The organism is Gemmatimonadaceae bacterium, assembly GCA_036504815.1.
In the GTDB taxonomy this organism is placed as follows: Bacteria; Gemmatimonadota; Gemmatimonadetes; order Gemmatimonadales; family Gemmatimonadaceae; genus PNKL01.
Window position 1 is genome coordinate 80,110 of sequence record DASXUN010000003.1, and the last position, 17,188, is coordinate 97,297.

The window sequence follows — 17,188 nt, forward strand, 5'->3', positions numbered from 1 at the left end:
TGTCGTTCTCCGTCGTCTTCTGTCGTCCTCCGCCTCACCGTGCTCTCAGATCTCTTCAACGTACCCGCCGGCCGCCGCGCCGACATCGAGCGCCTGATCGCCGAGCTGGTGCCGGGCGAGGTCGTCGCGCTATCGACGCACATCAACGCCGATGGCGACGGCTGCGGCTCCGAGGCAGCGCTGGCCGGGCTGCTCGCGCAGCGCGGGATCACGGCGTATGTGGTGAACCCCACGCCGTGGCCGGCGATGTTCCGCTTCCTGCTGGAGGAGGGCGGCATCGAGGATCGCAGCGCGAAGGGGACCAAGGCAATTGCGGCCGCCGACCGGTTGATCGTGCTCGACATCAGCGACGTGAAGCGGCTGGGCGTCCTCGCGGACGCGGTGCGCGCCCTCGCCCGGCCGCCGCTGGTGATCGATCACCACCTGCCAGGCGATGAGCCGCCGGGGACACTGCACGTCACCGACATCAGCGCCTGCGCGACCGGCGAGATCGTCTACGACGTGGCCTGCGTGATGAACGCCGAGCTCACGCCGCCCATCGCCACGGCCATCTACACGGCCATGCTCACCGACACCGGCGGCTTCCGGTTCGCCAACACCTCGCCCCGCTGCCATGCCGTGGCGGCCGGATTGCTGGCCGCCGGGGTGGATCCCGAGAAGATGTACCAGCGCATCTACGCCTCGGTCCCCCGCGGGCGCCTCTCGCTCATCCGTGACGCGCTCGAGACGCTCGGCGTCGATGAAGGGTACGGATTGTCCTGGGTTGATGTGCACAATGGACTACTGGACCGTCACAATGTGACGGCCGAAGATCTTGACGGGGTGGCGGAGTACCCCCGATCTATAGAGGGTACACGGCTCGCGCTGCTCTTCCGTGACCTTGGCCACGGCAAGGTGAAGGTGTCCTTCCGCAGCGTGGGGGACGTGGACAGCAACGCCCTCGCCCGTCGCTTTGGCGGTGGGGGGCATGCGCGGGCGTCCGGCGCCCTCATCGCCGGGTCGCTCGATGAGGTGAAGGCGCGGGTGCTCGACGAGGCTCGTGCGTTCATCGGCCGTCGCAGCTGACGGCCGAGTCGGAAGGGCGGGCGGCCCGTTTCGCCCCGGGAAGCGGAGGCCACGAATGACTAGACTGACGATGCGTCGTCGCATCGCGCGCGATGGCTTCACGGCCATCGAAATGCTGATCGTGATGGTCATCATCGGCATCATGGCGGCCGCGGTGATGCCGCGCATCAGCCGCATCGTGGCGGAGGAACGCATCCGCAAGCTGCAGGCGGCCATCGCCACCGACTTCGAGCTGGCCTTCGCACTCTCCAGCCGGGAGCGCAAGCCGGTGACGGTCACGTACAACAGCAGCGCGAAGACCCTGGATATCACCGACCGCGGCACGAACACGGTCCTCAAGTCACGCTATCTGGGCCAGAACCAGGCCTTCTCGACCACGGCCGTCACGTTTTCGCCGTCTGGCGGGATCACGATCTTCCCGGCGGGGCTCGCCACGGCGGCGGTGACCGTGACGGTCAGCAATGGCAACTTCACGCGGACCGTCTCCGTGACGCGCGCCGGACAGGTGACCAAATCATGATTCGGCTGAACCTGCGACCCGTCATCGCGGCGCGCGCCGCCGGCGCGGCGCCACGTCGCACGCGTCGTCGCCGCGGCGCCGGCCTCGCGGAGATCCTGCTCGCCATGGTCATCTTCTCGCTCCTCGCCACCTCGTACGCGGCCGTGACGCTGCGCTACGCGACGCGCATGAGGACCATCAGCGCGGGCGCCGCGCGATCCGCCGCGCTGACCGAGTACATCAATCGCCTGATGGCGCTTCCGGTGGACTCGCTCCCCGGGCGCGCCGGCACGTTCACGACCACGACCGGGGCGTTCCCCAACACGCGCACGATCACCGTCAACGTCGTCGGCACCACCTACACCGTGCGGCTCGTTCTCACGCCCACCTTCACCGCCATCAAGCCGGACACCGTGACGCTGACGCGCATCAAGAAGTACGTCGGGAACCCACTCACATGACCAACGCCCGTGCGCCACGCCGCGCCCGCGGCGGCTTTTCGCTGGTGGAGCTCATCATCACGCTCGTCCTGGTCGCCATCATCGGCGCGGCGGCGGGACGGCTGCTGATGAGCCAGACGCGCTTCTATGCCCGGATCGCCAGCCAGAAGGACGCCCGTTCGGTGACGCGCGCGGCCCGCAATATCATCCAGACCGAACTGTCGATGGTCGAGGCGGGCGGCGGCGTGGTGGCGGCCTCCAACGACTCCATCCGGGTGCGCATGCCGATCGCGTGGGGTGTCTTCTGCTCGAGCAGCACGATCATGCGCCTGCCCGTGGACTCCGCCATGCGGGCGATGGCGACGTACGAGGGGTACGCCATCAAGGACACGACCGTCACCGGGACGTACACCTATACCACCGCGAGCAGTGCGCCGACGACGGGCTCGTCCTCCGATTGCACCAACGCGCCGATGAACATCACGGCGCCCCCCAACGGCGTCTACCTGCAGCTCTCGCCGACCGCGACCGCCACCACCGGGTCGCCGGTCTTCCTCTACCAGACCGTGACCTACCGGTTCGGCACGTCCGGCATCGTGCCCGGCAAACGCGGGCTCTTCCGCCGGATCGGCACGGGCACCGCCGAGGAACTGCTGGCCCCGTTCGACACGTCGGCGAAGTTCCGGTACTACCAGCTTTATAGCGACACGGCGCAGACCACGGTGCCGGCGCTGGCCAATATCCGCGGTGTCGAGCTCAAGCTCGACGCGCTGAGTCCCAACCGGGCGAGCGGCCAGGCGAACCCGGAATCGGTGCAGATCAAGACGGCGATCTTCTTCCGCAACAGGGTGGACTAAATGATCGGGCTCCCCAATCCGATGCAGTCCCGCGCGCGCCGTGGCATGGCGCTGCCGATGGTCATCGTGGTCCTGCTGGTCCTCACGGCGAGCTTCGCCGGCGGGGTGGCGCTGGCGCGCGGTGAACGCGCCCTCGACGACGCGGGGAAAGCGTCGGTGCTTGCCCAGACGTACGCCGAGTCGGGGCTGGAGCGCATCGCGTCGGACCGCACGGCGCTTGGTCTCTCGGGTCAGCCCGGGGCGTCCGATTCCACGCGCGTGACCTTTACGGGCGGGTACTACGATCTCATCACGACGCGCATCCGTCCGTCGAGCGGCACCACCATTCCGGCGCTCTACTACCTGCGGTCGCACGCGGTCGTGACGCGCGCAAGCGTGGCCGGAGCGCCGGCGGCGGAGTACACGGTCACAACGATCGCCACCTGGCTGAATGGCAGCATGACCGTGCAGAGCGCGCTGACCGGCTATAACGGCACCGACAAGGCCGGCGCGGCCGGCGCAATCAGTGGCGTGGACCAGTGCGCGGTCGTGGACGGCGGGACGGGCTCGACGCTGCCGGCGGTAGCCGTGCCGACGACGGCGTCCGACGGCGGTCCCGGCTACGACGGTTCGCTCGCTCCGCTGGAAGGTTCGCCGCTGGTGCAGAGCATCGGGGCCAATCCGTTTGCGGCGGCCGCGGCGTCACCCATCGACTGGCCCGCCATCTACAATGGCACGGCGATCATTCCCCAGTTCACCTCCGACTACCAGGGGAACGGCTTTCCGACGCAGGCCTGGTTCGACGCAAACCCGACGGTATTCCCGGTCATCTTCGTCGCGAACGGTCCGCCAAACAGCGGCCACGAGTTCATTCTCAACCACTTCGGGCGCGGCATGCTGATCGTGCAGGACGACATCCTCCTGAACGGCAACACCGCCGGCTGGGATGGCGTCCTCCTCGTGGGTGGCCGCATTCGCACCAACGGCTCCAACCGGGTGGCCGGTGCGACGGTGGCCGGGCTCAATACGCAGTTCGGCGTGACGCCGCAGCCGTCGGACATCAACGACCTCAACGGCACCAAGGCCTTCCTCTACAACTCGTGCACGGTCTCGCGCGCAGTCGCCGGGCTCGGCTCGATGCGCATCTACAAGAACACGTGGGCGAACAACTTCAAGACGTATTAGAGGAGCGGGGCGGAACGGGGAGGGGGTAGAGGCGTAGGGACGAGACTAGAGTGCAGGAACGGGGGGAGCCTAGGCGCTCCCCCTCTCTCGTTGCTGCGTCTTCCGTCTCCCGTCACTCGCCCACCCGCCTACCATCCGCCGCCCCCACTCAGGTATCCTTCAAGGTCCACTCTCCCGACCCAGCACCTATGTCGCAAGCCCTCACCGCGCGTGTCTCCGCCGCGCTGCAGCAGATCGTCAACCCGCGCACCGGCGAAGACCTGGTGTCGAGCGATCAGGTTGCCAACATCGGCGTCACGCTGGACGGCAAGGTCCGGCTTGAGCTGCGGCTCGCCGCCGCCGATGATGCCACGCTGGCCCGCACCGTTCGGCAGGCCGTCGAGCGGGTGGACGGCGTCACCGACGTCCGGGTGGACGTGCGCGACGCCATGCAGGTGGCCGTGACCGAGAACGCGCCGGCGGCTCGCGCCCCCAAGTCGCTCCCGGTGATGAGCCAGCCGGGGGCGCCGTCGCAGCCGTCGGCGCCGCAGCCGGTAGTCTATCCGCACCTGGGCCGCATCGTCGCGGTCTCGTCGGGCAAGGGTGGCGTCGGGAAGTCCACGGTCACCGTGAATCTCGCCGTCGCACTCGCGCAGCAGGGCAAGCGCGTGGGCATTCTCGACGCCGACATCTACGGTCCGAATCTCCCCATCATGCTCGGCGTCAACGCGCCGCCGATGGTGGAGAACGAGCAGATCATCCCGCTCGAGGCGCACGGCGTGAAGGTCATCTCGCTCGGCTTTCTCATCGAACGGGACCAGCCCGCCATCTGGCGCGGTCCCATCGTGATGAAGATCGTCACGCAGTTCCTGCGCGACGTCGCGTGGGGCCAGCTCGACTACCTCTTCGTGGACATGCCGCCGGGCACCGGTGACGCGCAGTTGTCGCTCGTCCAGGCCGCGAAGATCGAGGGCGCCGTCATCGTCACCACGCCGCAGGAAGTGGCGGTGGGTGATGCCCTGCGTGGCGCCAAGATGTTCGAGCGTGTCGGCGTGCCGGTGCTCGGCATCGTCGAGAACATGAGCTGGTTCGAGTCGCCGGAGACGGGCAAGCCGATGGCGATCTTCGGGTCGGGCGGCGGGCAGCGACTCGCCGACGAACTCGGCGTCGCGCTGCTCGGACAGGTGCCGCTGTATCCCCCCGTGGGCGAGGGCGGCGACAGCGGACAACCGATCGTCGTTGCCGATCCGCAGTGCAGCGCGGCGAAGACGCTCAACGCGGTGGCCACAAAGCTCGCCGCGCGCTGACGCGCGCGGTCCCCTCCGCAGCGGGGAGTCCAAAGGCACAGATGTTTGCCCGGCGGCCCTTGTGCAGGGGCCGCTCCGGCGCAATTTGCGCCCATGCCCCTCGTCACTCTCCTGACCGATTTCGGCACGGCGGACGGCTACGTCGCGGAAATGAAGGGCGTCCTGCTGACCGGGGCGCCCGCCGCACAGCTGGTGGATGTCTCGCACGACGTGCCCGCGCAGGATGTGGAGATCGCGCGCCTGACCTTTGCCCGGTACTGGCGGCGATTTCCGGTGGGGACGGTGCACGTGGTCGTCGTCGACCCCGATGTGGGGACGGCGCGCAAGGCGCTGGCGATCGAGAGTGACGGCCGTTTTGCCGTCGGGCCGGACAATGGCGTGCTCTCCCCCGCCATGCTCGTTCCCGGCGCGCGCGCCGTGGCGCTCGAGATTCCAATGGGCGCCGCGCCCACCTTCCACGGACGCGACGTGTTCGCTCCCGCGGCCGTGCGCCTGCTCAACGGCACGCCGCTCGACGAGCTGGGTACGGCGTACAGCGACGCGGCCCTTCGCCGCACGCCCGAGGCGCAGCGCCGTTTCGACGGCGGACAGGATGGACTGGTGCTGGGCGTGGACCGCTTCGGCAACCTCATCACCAACCTCACCGGGCGCGGCGAGGGGACGGTGGAGATTGCGGGCCGGCTGCTGCGCATCGTGCGCACCTACGGCGATGTCGGCGAAGGCGACTTGCTGGCGCTCGTCGGCTCACACGGGCTGATCGAAGTGGCGCTGCGCGGTGGCAACGCCGCGCGCACCCTCGGCATCGGCCGCGGCGAGCCAGTGACGCTGCGCCGCGAAGTCTAGCGTTCGCGGCGCAGCGACCTTCGCCTAGTGCGACGAGCCGGCGGGCGTTGACGGCGTCGCCGTCGGTCGGCGTGCCGCCACGATGCCGCCAATCGGCGTCGGCGTCTGCCAGCCCGCCGGCGAGACCTCGGCGCTGGCCACATGCACCTGCACGTGCCGCACGCCGCCGCGCGCCATCAGCGCCGCGCCGAGTCCGGCGGAGGCCGCCACCCAGGTGACCGCGATCGCGAGAATGCGCGCGAGCATGCCACCCCACGTGCTGTTCACCAGCAGCGCATTGGCGAGCCATGGCAGGAGCAATATCGACGTGCCGATCATCAGCGACCGCACTGCGCGCACGCGCACATTCGGCCCCTGGCCGACCAGCGCGTGCCCCGCGACCGACGCGGCCGCCAGGCCGCCCAGCGTCACGAGCCCGGCCGCGCCGAGAATGAAGGCGACGACGGCAAACGGGATGAGCAGGATGCCAACGAGGGTGAGCGTCAGCGCGAGACAGAGCAGCGCGAGCAGCGGGATCATGCCAATTTGCGCGGCAATGCCGAGGAAGAACGCCATCGTAAAGCGATTCTCGAGGGCCTGGACCACCGCCTCGAGTTGCGCGCCCGAGAAGATGATGACGCCAAGTCCGACGAGCAGGACGATGGCGAACCAGGCGGCGGTGATCTTGAGGGCATGCGCCACGGCGGCTGGGCCGGTCAGCGGCGGCGCACCCGCCGTCGCCGCGCCGAGGGGCGCCACGGCCTTCATGTCGCCGCCGACGTGCCCGCCGTTCACGATGACCTTGCCCTGCAGCGCGAGCGCGGAGCCCGTGATCTCGCCCCCCGAATGCACGACGACGTCGCCACCGATGGTGTAGACGTCGCCCTTCACCACTCCCCGCACATCCACCGTGCCCCGAGCTGCGGCCACGGGGCCGTCCACCGTCGCACCCGCCGGGATGCTCAGGTTCCCCCAGGCGAAGCGGTCGATGGACGGCAGCGTCCGCCCGGCGCTGGTGCGGCGGGCACTATCAAGCGTCTGCGCCACCGAGTCGCGCGCGGCGGGCGACGCGACCATGGCCGGCGCGGCGCCGGGGGCCGGGCTGGTGGCCTGCTGCGCTGCCAAACGAGTGGCGCCACCGATCGCGACAACGGTCGCGACGGCGGCCATTGTGAGGCCGCGCATGGTCAGCTCCCGCGCTGGCGGGAGACGGTGGCGAGGGCGCGGAATCCGAACGCCGCAGCGCCAACCGCCACCACCGAAGCCACGGCCGCGACGGCCAGCGTCACGGAACCGTTGGTTCGCATCGCCGCCGCCGCGCCTTCGCCGAAGACCGTCGCCAGGCCGGTCTGCACACTGCCGACGAGCGCCTCCCTCGCACGGCCGGCCAGAACGGTAGCCGAGCCGAAGGTCAGGTTGGCGCTCAGGGCAATCCAGACGGCGCTGGCGGAGAGCGTCACCGACGCCAGTCCCGCTCCGGCCAGCGCGAGCACGCGCAGCGGCCGCGACTCAGGGACGAAGCGCCGCGCGGTGCCGAGGGCGGCCACGTGCCACGGTTCGACGATCTGCACCTGGCTGAGCACGCGGTCGGTGAAACCGGTCCGCGGCGCAAAGTGCGGGAGGCGCTCCAACGCGTCGGCCACCACCCGCGCCTCATCGAGGCGGGTGCGGCAGTCGGCGCACTCATCGACATGCGCGTGCAACGGGGCGGCGCCGAAGCCGGCGTCGCCGTCGAGCAGCAGGTCGATTTCGTTGGGTAGCAGATGGCGGTGTTGCACTGGTCCTCCTGTCGTGCCTTACGGGGTCAACGCAATGCGGGTTTCAGGGGTGGGGTACCGGGGCGGAACTCACTCCCTGAGGTGCTCCAGGGCCTCCCGGAGCTGGTGCCGGGCGCGGTGGATGTACGTCTTGACGGTCCCCAGCGGGAGGTCGAGGGTGGCCGCGATCTCCTCGTAGGAACGCCCCTCCACGTGGCGCAGCATGATGCACGACCGGTACTCGGGGCGGAGGGAGCCGATGGCCTGTTCGATGGCCGACCCCAGCTCCTTGGCCTCCATCAGGTCCAGGGCTGACTCCGATCGGTCCGCGATGTCGAACGACGTCGCCTCGATGTCGGCCGCCGTGGCGGCATTGGGGGCGCCATCCATCGAGATGGTGTCCAGGTGCCGGCGCCGCAGGTGATCGATGGCGACGTTGTTCGCAATCTTGAACAGCCAGCTCGAGAACTTGAACTCGGGGCGGTATTTGTCGATGTGGTTCAGGACCTTGATGAACGTGTCCTGCGCCAGGTCCTCGGCGGTGGCGCTGTCGCGCACCATGCGGAAAACCAGCGAAAAGACCGGCCGTTCATAGCGGCGCACGAGCTCCCGGAAGGCCGCCTCGCGCCCTCGTTGGGCGAGTCGGGCGACGTCCGCGTCGGGAAGGTTGGGGAGATCGAGAGCCGGAGGCATGCGCAGGGGCGGAAAAGTAGCCGCCGCGCGCGCGAGCGACCAGCGCTCGCGGCCGCTGTTTGAGCGAAACTGAGGCGCTGATGCCTCCGTCGACACGGGTTCTGCGCTTGCTCCGGTGCTCCACCCCGGCGAGTTTTCAAGGGTGAATCAGACGACCGACCTCGAGGCGCGAGAGGCGAGCGCCGCGGCGGCCGGCGCCGCGGGGAAGCGCGCCTATGTCCAGCGGATGTTCTCGGACATCGCGCCCCGATACGACCTGCTCAACCGCGTGCTCAGCCTGGGCATCGATCGCTACTGGCGGCGGTTTGCACTCGCGAGGTTGGGCTGGGAGCGCGATCCGGCCGGCACCTTTCTCGATCTCTGCGCCGGCACGCTCGACGTCGCGTCGGCCTTGAGTGCGCGGACGGGCTTCCGGGGGCGGGTGGTCGGCGCTGATTTTGCGGAACCGATGTTGCGGGCGGGACGTTCGAAGCTGGCGGGGCGACCGATCACCCCGGTGGTGGCCGATGCGTTGGCACTTCCGATGGCCGGCAGCAGTCTCTCCGGGGCGATCGTGGCCTTCGGCATCCGCAACGTTGCCGACCTTGACGCCTGCCTGCGTGAAGTGCGGAGAGCGTTGAAACCCGGGGCGCGGTTCGTCATCCTCGAGTTCTCCACGCCGCGGGTCTCGCTGGTGCGGAGGGTCTATCATGCGTACTTCCACCACGTGCTCCCGAAGATCGGCGGACTGGTGAGCGGGCATCGCACCGCGTACACGTACCTGCCGGATTCGGTGAAGAACTTCCCGGAGACGACGGAACTGGCGGCCCGGATGGAAGCGGCGGGCTATGTGGACGTAAGGTGGCGGACACTAACGTTTGGAATTGCCGCAGTGCATGTCGGGACTAACCCGGCTGATGGCGGATGGCAGAAGGCGGAGGGCAGATAGGCATGGCGATTGACTCAGTAGCCGAATTCATTGAGGCCATCGACGGCATCGGGGAACTGGTGCGCGTGACGGAGCCGGTGTCGGTGCATCTCGAGATGTGCGAGATCGCCGACCGCGCGATGAAGCTCCCCGGCGGCGGGCCGGCCCTGCTCTTCGAGCATCCCGTGCTGCGCGACGGCACGCGTTCCGGCTATCCGGTTGCCATCAACCTGTTCGGTTCGATGAAACGGATGGCGCTCGCCCTCAACGTTGAATCACTCGACGAGCACGGCGCGCGCATCACGCAGCTGCTGGACCTCAAGGTCCCCGAGGGGCTGGTCGGCAAGCTCTCGCTCCTCCCGCGGCTGTTCGAGGTCTCCAAGTTCCCGCCGCGCATGAAGAGCGGCGCCGCGCCGTGCCAGGAGATTGTCTGGCAGGGCGACGAGGTGGATCTCGACAAGATCCCGGTGCTCACGACGTGGCCGGAGGATGGCGGACCGTTTTTCACGATGACCGCCGTCATCAGCAAGGACCCGGCGCGCGGCATCCGCAACGTCGGGATGTACCGCGTGCAGCAGATGGGGAAGCGCGAGGTGGCGATGCACTGGCAGCGCCACAAGACGGGGGCCGCGCACTGGCGCGAGATGGCCGAGCGCGGCGAGAAGATGCCGGTCTGCATCGTCATCGGTGCCGACCCGGCGTCGATGTACAGCGCGAGCGCGCCGCTGCCGCCGGGGATCGACGAGTTCATCTTCGCGGGCTTCCTGCGCCGTGATCCGGTGAAGCTGGTGAAGGCGGTGACGAACGACCTCGAGGTGCCGTGGGATGCGGATCTCGTCCTCGAGGGGTACATCGACCCGGCGGAGGACCTCGTCGTCGAGGGGCCGTTCGGCGATCACACGGGCTACTACTCCGAAGCCGACCTGTACCCCAAGGTGCACGTCACCGCCGTCACCATGCGGCGCGACATGACCTATGTGGCCACCATCGTCGGGCGCCCGCCGATGGAGGACTTCTACCTCGGCCATGCGACCGAGCGGATCTTCCTGCCGCTGATGAAGCTCACGACGCCGGAGATCGTCGACTACCACATGCCGGCCGAGGGCGGCTTCCACAATCTCGTCTTTGTTTCGATCAGGAAGAGTTACCCCGGACAGGCGTACAAGGTGATGAACGCACTGTGGGGGATGGGCCTGATGTCGCTCGCCAAGGTCCTCGTCGTGGTGGATGACTGGGTGAACGTGCGCAACACGCAGGAAGCGTGGTGGGTGGCGCTGAACAACATCGACCCCGAGCGCGACGTCCGTTTCACGCTGGGGCCGGTGGACGTGCTCGACCATTCGAGCCGCGCCTTCACGTTCGGGTCCAAGATGGGACTCGACGCGACGAAGAAGATGCCGGAGGAGGGCTTCACGCGATCATGGCCGAAGGTCATTGAGATGGACGAGGCGACGAAGGCCAGGATGGAGGCCGTCTGGTCTCGGCTGGGGCTTGGCCAGTGACCACGCCGGTGCGCGAAGGGCAGACCTACGGCGGCGCGTCGCGGTTCGTCCGCTACGTGAACTTCGTCAAGCTGCCGCACACCGTCTTCGCGCTCCCCTTCGCGCTGGTCGGGGTGACGCTGGCGAGCTGGCTGGCGCCGGTGACGCTGCCGACGGTTCTCTGGGTGGTGATCGCCTTCACCGCGGCGCGCTTTGCCGCGATGGGCTTCAACCGGATCGCCGACCGCCATTACGACGCGCTCAACCCGCGCACCGCGATGCGTGAACTGCCGATGGGCGCCATGAGCGTGGTGGAGGCGGCGACGAGCGTCGCCGTTGCCTCGCTGGTCTTCCTGTTCGCGGCGTGGCGCATCAACCCGCTCTGCCTGGCGCTCGCGCCGCTCGCGCTCGGTTGGGTGCTCTTCTACAGCTACACCAAGCGATTCACGCGCTGGGCGCACCTCGTGCTCGGGCTGGGACTCGGCATCGCGCCCGCCGGCGGGTATCTCGCCGTGACCGGGGCGTGGAGTGATCCATGGTGGCTGCTCCCCGCGCTGGCCGTGGCGGTGATGAGCTGGGTGGGGGGCTTCGACATCCTGTATGCGTTGCCCGACGCCGAGTTCGATCGCGCACAGGGACTCTATTCGATTCCCTCGACGATGGGGGTCACGACGGCGCTCCGCTTGGCACGTGCCCTGCACGCGCTCACCGTGGTTTCCCTGCTCGTGGCCGGCCTGGGGTCGGGCTCGGGCGCGCTCTATTTTGCCGGGGTCGTGGTGGCGGCGGGGATCCTCGGGTGGGAACATTCCCTGGTATCGTCCGATGACCTCTCGAAGCTCGACGCCGCGTTCTTCAGCGTGAACGGCGTGCTGAGCGTCACCTTCTTCCTCTTCGTGCTCGCCGAGCGGGTGTTCGCATGAGTGCACAACGCCCGATCATCATGGCCGTGACCGGCGCCTCGGGCGCGCCTTATGGCGTGCGGTTGCTGCAGGCGCTGGTGCAGGCCGAGCAGAAGGTGTCGCTGATCATAAGCGTTCACGGCTTGCGGCTGATCCAGACCGAGACGTCACTCGGCTCCATGGAAGGGCTGCGCGCGCATGTCGGCGCCGCGGCCTGGGACCGGTGGGTGACGGTCTACGACGATGGCGACCGCGGCGCCGGGCCGGCGAGCGGTTCGCACCGCGCGCGCGCGATGGTGGTCTGCCCGTGTTCGATGGGAACGCTGGCGGCGATTGCCGCGGGGACGAGCCGGTCGCTGGTGGAACGCGCCGCCGACGTGACGCTCAAGGAACGGCGCCCGCTGGTGCTCGTGACGCGCGAGACGCCGTTGTCGAGCATCCACCTGGAGAACATGTTGCGCGTCACCCAGGCGGGCGCGGTGGTGATGCCGGCGTCGCCGGGCTTCTACAACAAGCCATCCACAATTGATGAACTGGTGGATTTCGTCGTCGCGCGGGTGCTCGATCACTTGGGTGTGGAGAACGGGCTGGCGCCGAGGTGGGGAGAGGGCTGAGTGGTGGTGGCTAGCGATGGCGGATGGCGGATGGCAGATGGCGGATGGCAGATGGCGGATGGCGGATGGCGGACGGGGCCAGCGTGCGCTGGCCCTTTGTGTATTCGGGGGTCATCTTCGTGCGACTCGCGTGCGGACGCCGCTCTCGCCGTAATCGCCAATCGCCATCCTGATTCGCGATCCTGAATCGCAATCCGAATTCCAAGTCCTCAGTCGTCCCTTTCGTGAGCCATCCCTCCCTCTTCGGCATCCTCTACTTCCCGTACGGCCTGATGATCGGCGTGCCGGCGGTGATGCTGGGCTGGCTGGCGACGCGCTCGGGGCTGCCAGTGAGCGCTGCGGCGACGATCGTGGGAACGGCCTTCGCGCCGGCGGCCTTCAAGTTCCTGTGGGCGCCCATCGGCGACCTGACGCTGACGCGCAAGCGGTGGTACGTGATCGCCAACGCCATCTGCGCGGTCGTCTTCTTCGGGATGTGCACCATCCCGATGAGCGCGCGCACGCTCCCGCTGCTCACCGCCCTTGTCTTCACGGGGGCAGTCTCCGCCACCTTCATCGCCTTCTCCCTACAGGGGCTGCTGCTCTTCAACTGCGATCCGTCGCAGTTGGGGCGGGCGGCTGGCTTCTACCAGACCGGAAACATGCTGGGCCAGACGCTGGGCGGCGGCGTGGCGCTCTACCTCGTGCGGCACATGCCTTCGCCGTGGATGGGCGGCATCGCGCTCGCGCTCGTCGTGCTCTGCTGCAACGGGCCGCTGCTCGCGCTTCGCGAACCGCCGCGTGTGGGGACGGGAAGTCTCGGTGCGCGGGTGCGGGAAGTGTGGGGCGAACTGCGCGACATGATCGCAAAGGTGGACGGACGGCTCGCGCTCCTGCTCGCCTTCCTTCCCATCGGCACCGGCAACGCGCAATTCCTCTTCTCCGCCGTCGCGTCCGAGTGGAAGGCGTCGGCCGACTTCGTCTCGCTGGTGCTCGGCATCGTGGCGGGGATCGCCATCACCCTCGGGACGCTCGGGGGCGGCTGGTTCACGGATCGCGTGCCGCACCGCCGCGCCTACTTCTGGGCCTGTGCCGCGCAGGGCTTCCTGGCGCTGTTGCTGCTCTACTCGCCACGCGAACCGTGGGCCTTTGCCGTGCTCACCGCGACGTACACGGCAACCCTCGGCTCGTGCACGGCGGCGCTCACGGGGATGGCGCTTGCGCTCGCGAAGGGCGGCGCGGCCTCCACCAAGGTGAGCCTCTTCATCGCCTTCAACACGCTCGGATCGCTGGGACTCGTGAAAGGCGCCGGTTGGGCGCACGACCAGTGGGGCATGACGGGAATGCTCGGCGTCGAGATCGTCACTGTCGCCGTCGCGCTGATCGTCTTCACCGGCGTCTCACGGCGGGTGCTCGCGTGACCGAGATCGGGCTCATCTCCGACACGCACGGGATGCTGCGCAACGAGGTGCACGAGGCGCTCGCCGGGGTCTCGATGATCCTGCATGCCGGCGACGTGGGCGGCGAGACAATCCTGGGCGAACTCGCGCTGATTGCTCCGGTGCAGGCCGTGTACGGCAACTGCGACGCGCCCTGGGATGCGTCGCTCGCTCCGGAACGGATCGTCGAAGTCGACGGCGTGCGCATTCACGTCTCGCACGGACACGAGGTCGGCCGGCCAAGTGCGGAACGCCTGATCACGAAGTACCCCGGCTTCGATGTGCTGGTCTACGGCCACTCGCACATTCAGAAGGTCGAACGCGTGGGCTCGGTGCTCGTGGTGAATCCAGGGGCGGCGGGCCCACGCCGTTTTGACCTGCACGCGAGCGTGGCGCGCCTGACGATTCACGAAGGCGAGGCTTCCGTGGCGCTGGTGTCGTTGCCGGACTGACGCCCGGCCGTGCTTGACGGTCCCACCGTGCGGTCGCCATGTTCTGAAAACCTCAACAAGGGTCCCGCGCCTGTCGACGAATTGCAGGAACTGCGGCGCCGAGATTGCCGACGGATCCAATTTCTGCAATCACTGCGGCCTCAACCTGACGCAGGAGTACGCGGTGCACGCCACGCTGGCGGTGCCCGTCCCTGCGAACAACGGGGCTGCGCTGGCGCGCGCGTCGGGAGACGCGTTCCAGCGGCTGAGCGTGTCGCTCGGTGAACGCTATGCGGTCGAGCGCGAACTCGGCCGGGGCGGCATGGCGACGGTTTACCTGGCCCGCGACACCAAGCACGATCGCGAGGTCGCCATCAAGGTGCTCCTGCCCGAGCTGTCGGCATCGATCGGCGCCGAGCGGTTCGAGCGCGAGATCCGCATGGCGGCGAAGCTGCAGCATCCGCACATCCTCAGCCTCTACGACTCAGGTGAGGCGGATGGGCTGCTGTTCTACGTGATGCCCTTCGTGCGGGGCGAGTCGCTGCGCGACCGCATCGAGCGCGAGGGGATGCTCCCCATTGACGACGCGATTGGCATCACGCTCGAGGTCGCGGACGCGTTGGGGCATGCGCACGACCTCGGCATCGTGCACCGCGACATCAAGCCCGAGAACATCCTGCTGCAGGGCGGCCACGCCCTCGTGGCCGACTTCGGGATCGCGCGCGCGGTCAGCGAGGCCGGTGCGCAGAAGCTGACGCAGACGGGCATGGCCGTTGGCACGCCCGTGTACATGGCGCCGGAGCAGTCGCTCGGACAGAGCGTCGGCCCGACCGCCGATCTTTACAGTCTTGGCTGCGTGCTGTACGAGATGCTGGCGGGGGAACCGCCATTCACCGGCAAGAACGCCGCGCAGATCATGGCGCGGCACGCCATGGAGGCCGTGCCGAGCATCCGGATCGTGCGGAATACGGTGCCGGAGGAGATCGAGGAGGCGATCTTCCGCGTGCTCGCGAAGGTGCCCGCGGATCGCCCGCAGAACGCCGCGGCGTTCGCGGAGTCGCTCGGCGTGATGCTCGGTGCCACCGCATCCATGCGCGTGCTGACGGGCGCGACAGCGACGCGCCGTGCCATTGGGAGTGTGCCGACGAGCAGCGGGCGCCGCTCGCAGGAATCGCTCTTTGCGCTGGAGACCCGGCCGCCCACGCCGGCGTGGAAGCGACCGCGCGTGCTGGCGACTGCGCTCACGACTGTTGCCGTCGCGGCCGGCGCCTGGTGGTTCGGCCCGTTTCACGGTCCGCGGGTGACCGTGGGCGGACCCGATGCCCGCCGAATCGCCGTGCTGTACTTCCGCGATGTCAGCAAGGACTCGAGTCTCGGCCCACTGGCCGACGGCCTCACCGAAGGGCTCATTCGCACCCTCAATACGTCATCGAGCCTGACGGTCATCTCGCAGAACGGTGTCGAACGGTTTCGCGCGTCCACGGCGTCCGACGACAGCATCGCCCGCGCCTTGCGGGCGGGTTACCTGGTGCGCGGGGAGGTCGAACCGCAGGGCGAGCGCGTCAGCGTCAGCGTCAACCTCCTCGATGCCAGCGGTGCGCCGCTCAGTCGCGCCGCCTTCGCGATGCCGGCCGGGAATCCGCTGGCGATGCGCGACACGCTGACGGTGGTTGTGTCGGACCTGGTTCGGCAACAGATCGGCTCGGACCTGAAGCTCAGGGAACAGCGCGGAAGCACCAACTCCGAAGCGTGGCTGCTGCTCCAGCGCGGCGTGCAGCGGCAGAAGCGGGGTGACGTGCTCCACGCCAGCGGTGACGCGGAGGGGCGCGAACGGGAGTTCGCGGCCGCCGATTCGCTTTATGCGGAGGCGGAGAAAGCTGACCACGGGTGGTCGGAGCCGGCCGCACGGCAGGCGGCGCTCGCCTATCGCCGGTCACGCCTGGCGGGAAACGACGCGGCGGCGATCAGGAAATGGGTCGAGATCGGCATGGGACACGCCAACCGCGCGCTCGGGATCGACGCGAACGACGCGGATGCGTGGGAAGTGCGCGGCAATCTGCGCTACTTCCCACTCGTGATGTCGCTCGAGCCCGACGAGGCGCGGCGTCGCCAGGAGCTCGACTCGGCGCGCGCGGACCTGGAGCGCGCGACCACGATCAACACGAGACAGGCCGGCGCCTACGCCACGCTGTCGCATCTCTACTACCAGATCCCGTCGCTCACCGAGACCGACGTGTATCTCGCGGCGCAGAGCGCATTGAACGCCGATGAGTTTCTGGCGAACGCCAACCTGATCCTGTCACGGCTTTTCTACGCCTCCTACGACCTGGGCCAGTTTGACCGGGCGCAGCAGTGGTGCGACCAGGCGCGGCAGCGGTTCCCGGGTTTTCCGCGCGCCGAGAGCTGCCGGTTGTACATGCTGACCGCACCGGGTGCGACCCCCAACATCGACGAAGCCTGGCGGCTCGCCGACACCTCCGTGGCGCTGTATCCGCCGGCGGCGCGGCCCGCCGAGCGACTGGTGCACGACATGCTCGTGGCGGCCGTGATTGCGAAGGCCAGCCGGCAGCGGCCGGCGCTGGCTGACAGCGCGCGCCACGTTGCCAAGCGCTCCGAAGGAACCGCTGAGCTGCACAAGACGCGCGATCCTGCCTTCTACGGCGCCCGCGTCTACACGATCCTTGGGGACAAGGTCGAAGCGGTTCGCCTGCTCAAGGAGTACTTGGCGGCGAATCCCGGAAAGGATCAGGGCTTTCGCGAGAATGCCGGATGGTGGTTCCGCGAGATCGAAACCGATCCCGGCTTCCGCCGCGCCGTGGGCGCGACACGCTGACGCTTGCGAACTGCGTGGTGAC

At 68.6% G+C, this 17,188-nt stretch carries 17 protein-coding genes; 14 read left to right on the forward strand and 3 right to left on the reverse strand.

The window, feature by feature from the left end:
- Nucleotides 1-39: 39 nt before the first annotated feature.
- The 7 genes from VGJ96_00775 to VGJ96_00805 all read left to right on the forward strand — a co-directional run bounded on the left by VGJ96_00775 (nt 40) and on the right by VGJ96_00805 (nt 6,154).
- On the forward strand, nt 40-1,065 hold the full coding sequence (locus VGJ96_00775; GenBank protein HEY3285634.1) for a DHH family phosphoesterase: 1,026 nt from the start codon (nt 40-42) through the stop codon (nt 1,063-1,065).
- A gap of 55 nt (nt 1,066-1,120) precedes the next feature.
- Nucleotides 1,121-1,585: a type II secretion system protein gene (locus VGJ96_00780; protein HEY3285635.1), complete on the forward strand. Its 465-nt coding sequence runs from the start codon at nt 1,121-1,123 to the stop codon at nt 1,583-1,585.
- Nucleotides 1,582-2,025, forward strand: coding sequence for a hypothetical protein (locus tag VGJ96_00785; protein ID HEY3285636.1), 444 nt, complete (start codon nt 1,582-1,584; stop codon nt 2,023-2,025). Before VGJ96_00780 ends, VGJ96_00785 begins: the two co-directional genes overlap by 4 nt.
- The gene (locus VGJ96_00790; protein HEY3285637.1) at nt 2,022-2,861 is read left to right on the forward strand and encodes a type II secretion system protein; all 840 of its coding nucleotides are present in this window, start codon (nt 2,022-2,024) and stop codon (nt 2,859-2,861) included. The genes VGJ96_00785 and VGJ96_00790 overlap by 4 nt, the downstream gene beginning before the upstream one ends.
- A complete protein-coding gene (locus VGJ96_00795; GenBank protein ID HEY3285638.1) occupies nt 2,862-4,025 on the forward strand; it encodes a hypothetical protein in 1,164 nt (387 codons plus the stop codon).
- Nucleotides 4,026-4,213: 188 nt separating this feature from the next.
- Nucleotides 4,214-5,311: an Mrp/NBP35 family ATP-binding protein gene (locus VGJ96_00800; GenBank protein HEY3285639.1), complete on the forward strand. Its 1,098-nt coding sequence runs from the start codon at nt 4,214-4,216 to the stop codon at nt 5,309-5,311.
- 93 nt (nt 5,312-5,404) lie between these two features.
- Nucleotides 5,405-6,154 (forward strand): SAM-dependent chlorinase/fluorinase, encoded by a 750-nt coding sequence (locus VGJ96_00805; GenBank protein HEY3285640.1) that lies wholly within the window; start codon nt 5,405-5,407, stop codon nt 6,152-6,154.
- A gap of 24 nt (nt 6,155-6,178) precedes the next feature.
- Here VGJ96_00805 and VGJ96_00810 read toward each other — a convergent pair whose 3' ends face one another.
- The 3 genes from VGJ96_00810 to VGJ96_00820 all read right to left on the reverse strand — a co-directional run bounded on the left by VGJ96_00810 (nt 6,179) and on the right by VGJ96_00820 (nt 8,583).
- Nucleotides 6,179-7,318, reverse strand: coding sequence for a polymer-forming cytoskeletal protein (locus VGJ96_00810; protein HEY3285641.1), 1,140 nt, complete (start codon nt 7,316-7,318; stop codon nt 6,179-6,181).
- Between the two features lie 2 nt (nt 7,319-7,320).
- Nucleotides 7,321-7,911 (reverse strand): hypothetical protein, encoded by a 591-nt coding sequence (locus VGJ96_00815; GenBank protein HEY3285642.1) that lies wholly within the window; start codon nt 7,909-7,911, stop codon nt 7,321-7,323.
- A 69-nt stretch (nt 7,912-7,980) separates the two neighbouring features.
- Nucleotides 7,981-8,583 (reverse strand): sigma-70 family RNA polymerase sigma factor, encoded by a 603-nt coding sequence (locus VGJ96_00820; GenBank protein ID HEY3285643.1) that lies wholly within the window; start codon nt 8,581-8,583, stop codon nt 7,981-7,983.
- A 142-nt stretch (nt 8,584-8,725) separates the two neighbouring features.
- Between VGJ96_00820 and VGJ96_00825 the strand changes: the two genes are divergently transcribed.
- The 7 genes from VGJ96_00825 (at nt 8,726) to VGJ96_00855 (ending at nt 17,166) form a co-directional block, all read left to right on the forward strand.
- Nucleotides 8,726-9,511 carry a class I SAM-dependent methyltransferase gene (locus VGJ96_00825; GenBank protein ID HEY3285644.1) on the forward strand — a complete coding sequence of 262 codons (786 nt, stop codon included), beginning with the start codon at nt 8,726-8,728 and terminating at the stop codon, nt 9,509-9,511.
- A 2-nt stretch (nt 9,512-9,513) separates the two neighbouring features.
- On the forward strand, nt 9,514-10,992 hold the full coding sequence (locus tag VGJ96_00830; GenBank protein HEY3285645.1) for a menaquinone biosynthesis decarboxylase: 1,479 nt from the start codon (nt 9,514-9,516) through the stop codon (nt 10,990-10,992).
- Nucleotides 10,989-11,891 (forward strand): UbiA-like polyprenyltransferase, encoded by a 903-nt coding sequence (locus tag VGJ96_00835; protein ID HEY3285646.1) that lies wholly within the window; start codon nt 10,989-10,991, stop codon nt 11,889-11,891. The genes VGJ96_00830 and VGJ96_00835 overlap by 4 nt, the downstream gene beginning before the upstream one ends.
- Nucleotides 11,888-12,484 carry a flavin prenyltransferase UbiX gene (locus VGJ96_00840; protein HEY3285647.1) on the forward strand — a complete coding sequence of 199 codons (597 nt, stop codon included), beginning with the start codon at nt 11,888-11,890 and terminating at the stop codon, nt 12,482-12,484. The genes VGJ96_00835 and VGJ96_00840 overlap by 4 nt, the downstream gene beginning before the upstream one ends.
- A 224-nt stretch (nt 12,485-12,708) precedes the next feature.
- Nucleotides 12,709-13,884, forward strand: coding sequence for an MFS transporter (locus VGJ96_00845; GenBank protein ID HEY3285648.1), 1,176 nt, complete (start codon nt 12,709-12,711; stop codon nt 13,882-13,884).
- Complete coding sequence (locus tag VGJ96_00850; protein HEY3285649.1) at nt 13,881-14,354, forward strand: metallophosphoesterase family protein; 474 nt, start codon at nt 13,881-13,883, stop codon at nt 14,352-14,354. The genes VGJ96_00845 and VGJ96_00850 overlap by 4 nt, the downstream gene beginning before the upstream one ends.
- A gap of 163 nt (nt 14,355-14,517) precedes the next feature.
- Nucleotides 14,518-17,166 carry a protein kinase gene (locus tag VGJ96_00855; GenBank protein HEY3285650.1) on the forward strand — a complete coding sequence of 883 codons (2,649 nt, stop codon included), beginning with the start codon at nt 14,518-14,520 and terminating at the stop codon, nt 17,164-17,166.
- Nucleotides 17,167-17,188: the final 22 nt, after the last annotated feature.

Bases quoted from the DNA above. Each gene is read 5' to 3' on its own strand.
- VGJ96_00820 (HEY3285643.1), bottom strand. From the start codon at position 8,583: ATGCCTCCGGCTCTCGATCTCCCCAACCTTCCCGACGCGGACGTCGCC.
- VGJ96_00800 (HEY3285639.1), top strand. From the start codon at position 4,214: ATGTCGCAAGCCCTCACCGCGCGTGTCTCCGCCGCGCTGCAGCAGATC.
- VGJ96_00795 (HEY3285638.1), top strand. From the start codon at position 2,862: ATGATCGGGCTCCCCAATCCGATGCAGTCCCGCGCGCGCCGTGGCATG.
- VGJ96_00780 (HEY3285635.1), top strand. From the start codon at position 1,121: ATGACTAGACTGACGATGCGTCGTCGCATCGCGCGCGATGGCTTCACG.
- VGJ96_00840 (HEY3285647.1), top strand. From the start codon at position 11,888: ATGAGTGCACAACGCCCGATCATCATGGCCGTGACCGGCGCCTCGGGC.
- VGJ96_00805 (HEY3285640.1), top strand. From the start codon at position 5,405: ATGCCCCTCGTCACTCTCCTGACCGATTTCGGCACGGCGGACGGCTAC.
- VGJ96_00810 (HEY3285641.1), bottom strand. From the start codon at position 7,318: ATGCGCGGCCTCACAATGGCCGCCGTCGCGACCGTTGTCGCGATCGGT.
- VGJ96_00785 (HEY3285636.1), top strand. From the start codon at position 1,582: ATGATTCGGCTGAACCTGCGACCCGTCATCGCGGCGCGCGCCGCCGGC.
- VGJ96_00790 (HEY3285637.1), top strand. From the start codon at position 2,022: ATGACCAACGCCCGTGCGCCACGCCGCGCCCGCGGCGGCTTTTCGCTG.
- VGJ96_00830 (HEY3285645.1), top strand. From the start codon at position 9,514: ATGGCGATTGACTCAGTAGCCGAATTCATTGAGGCCATCGACGGCATC.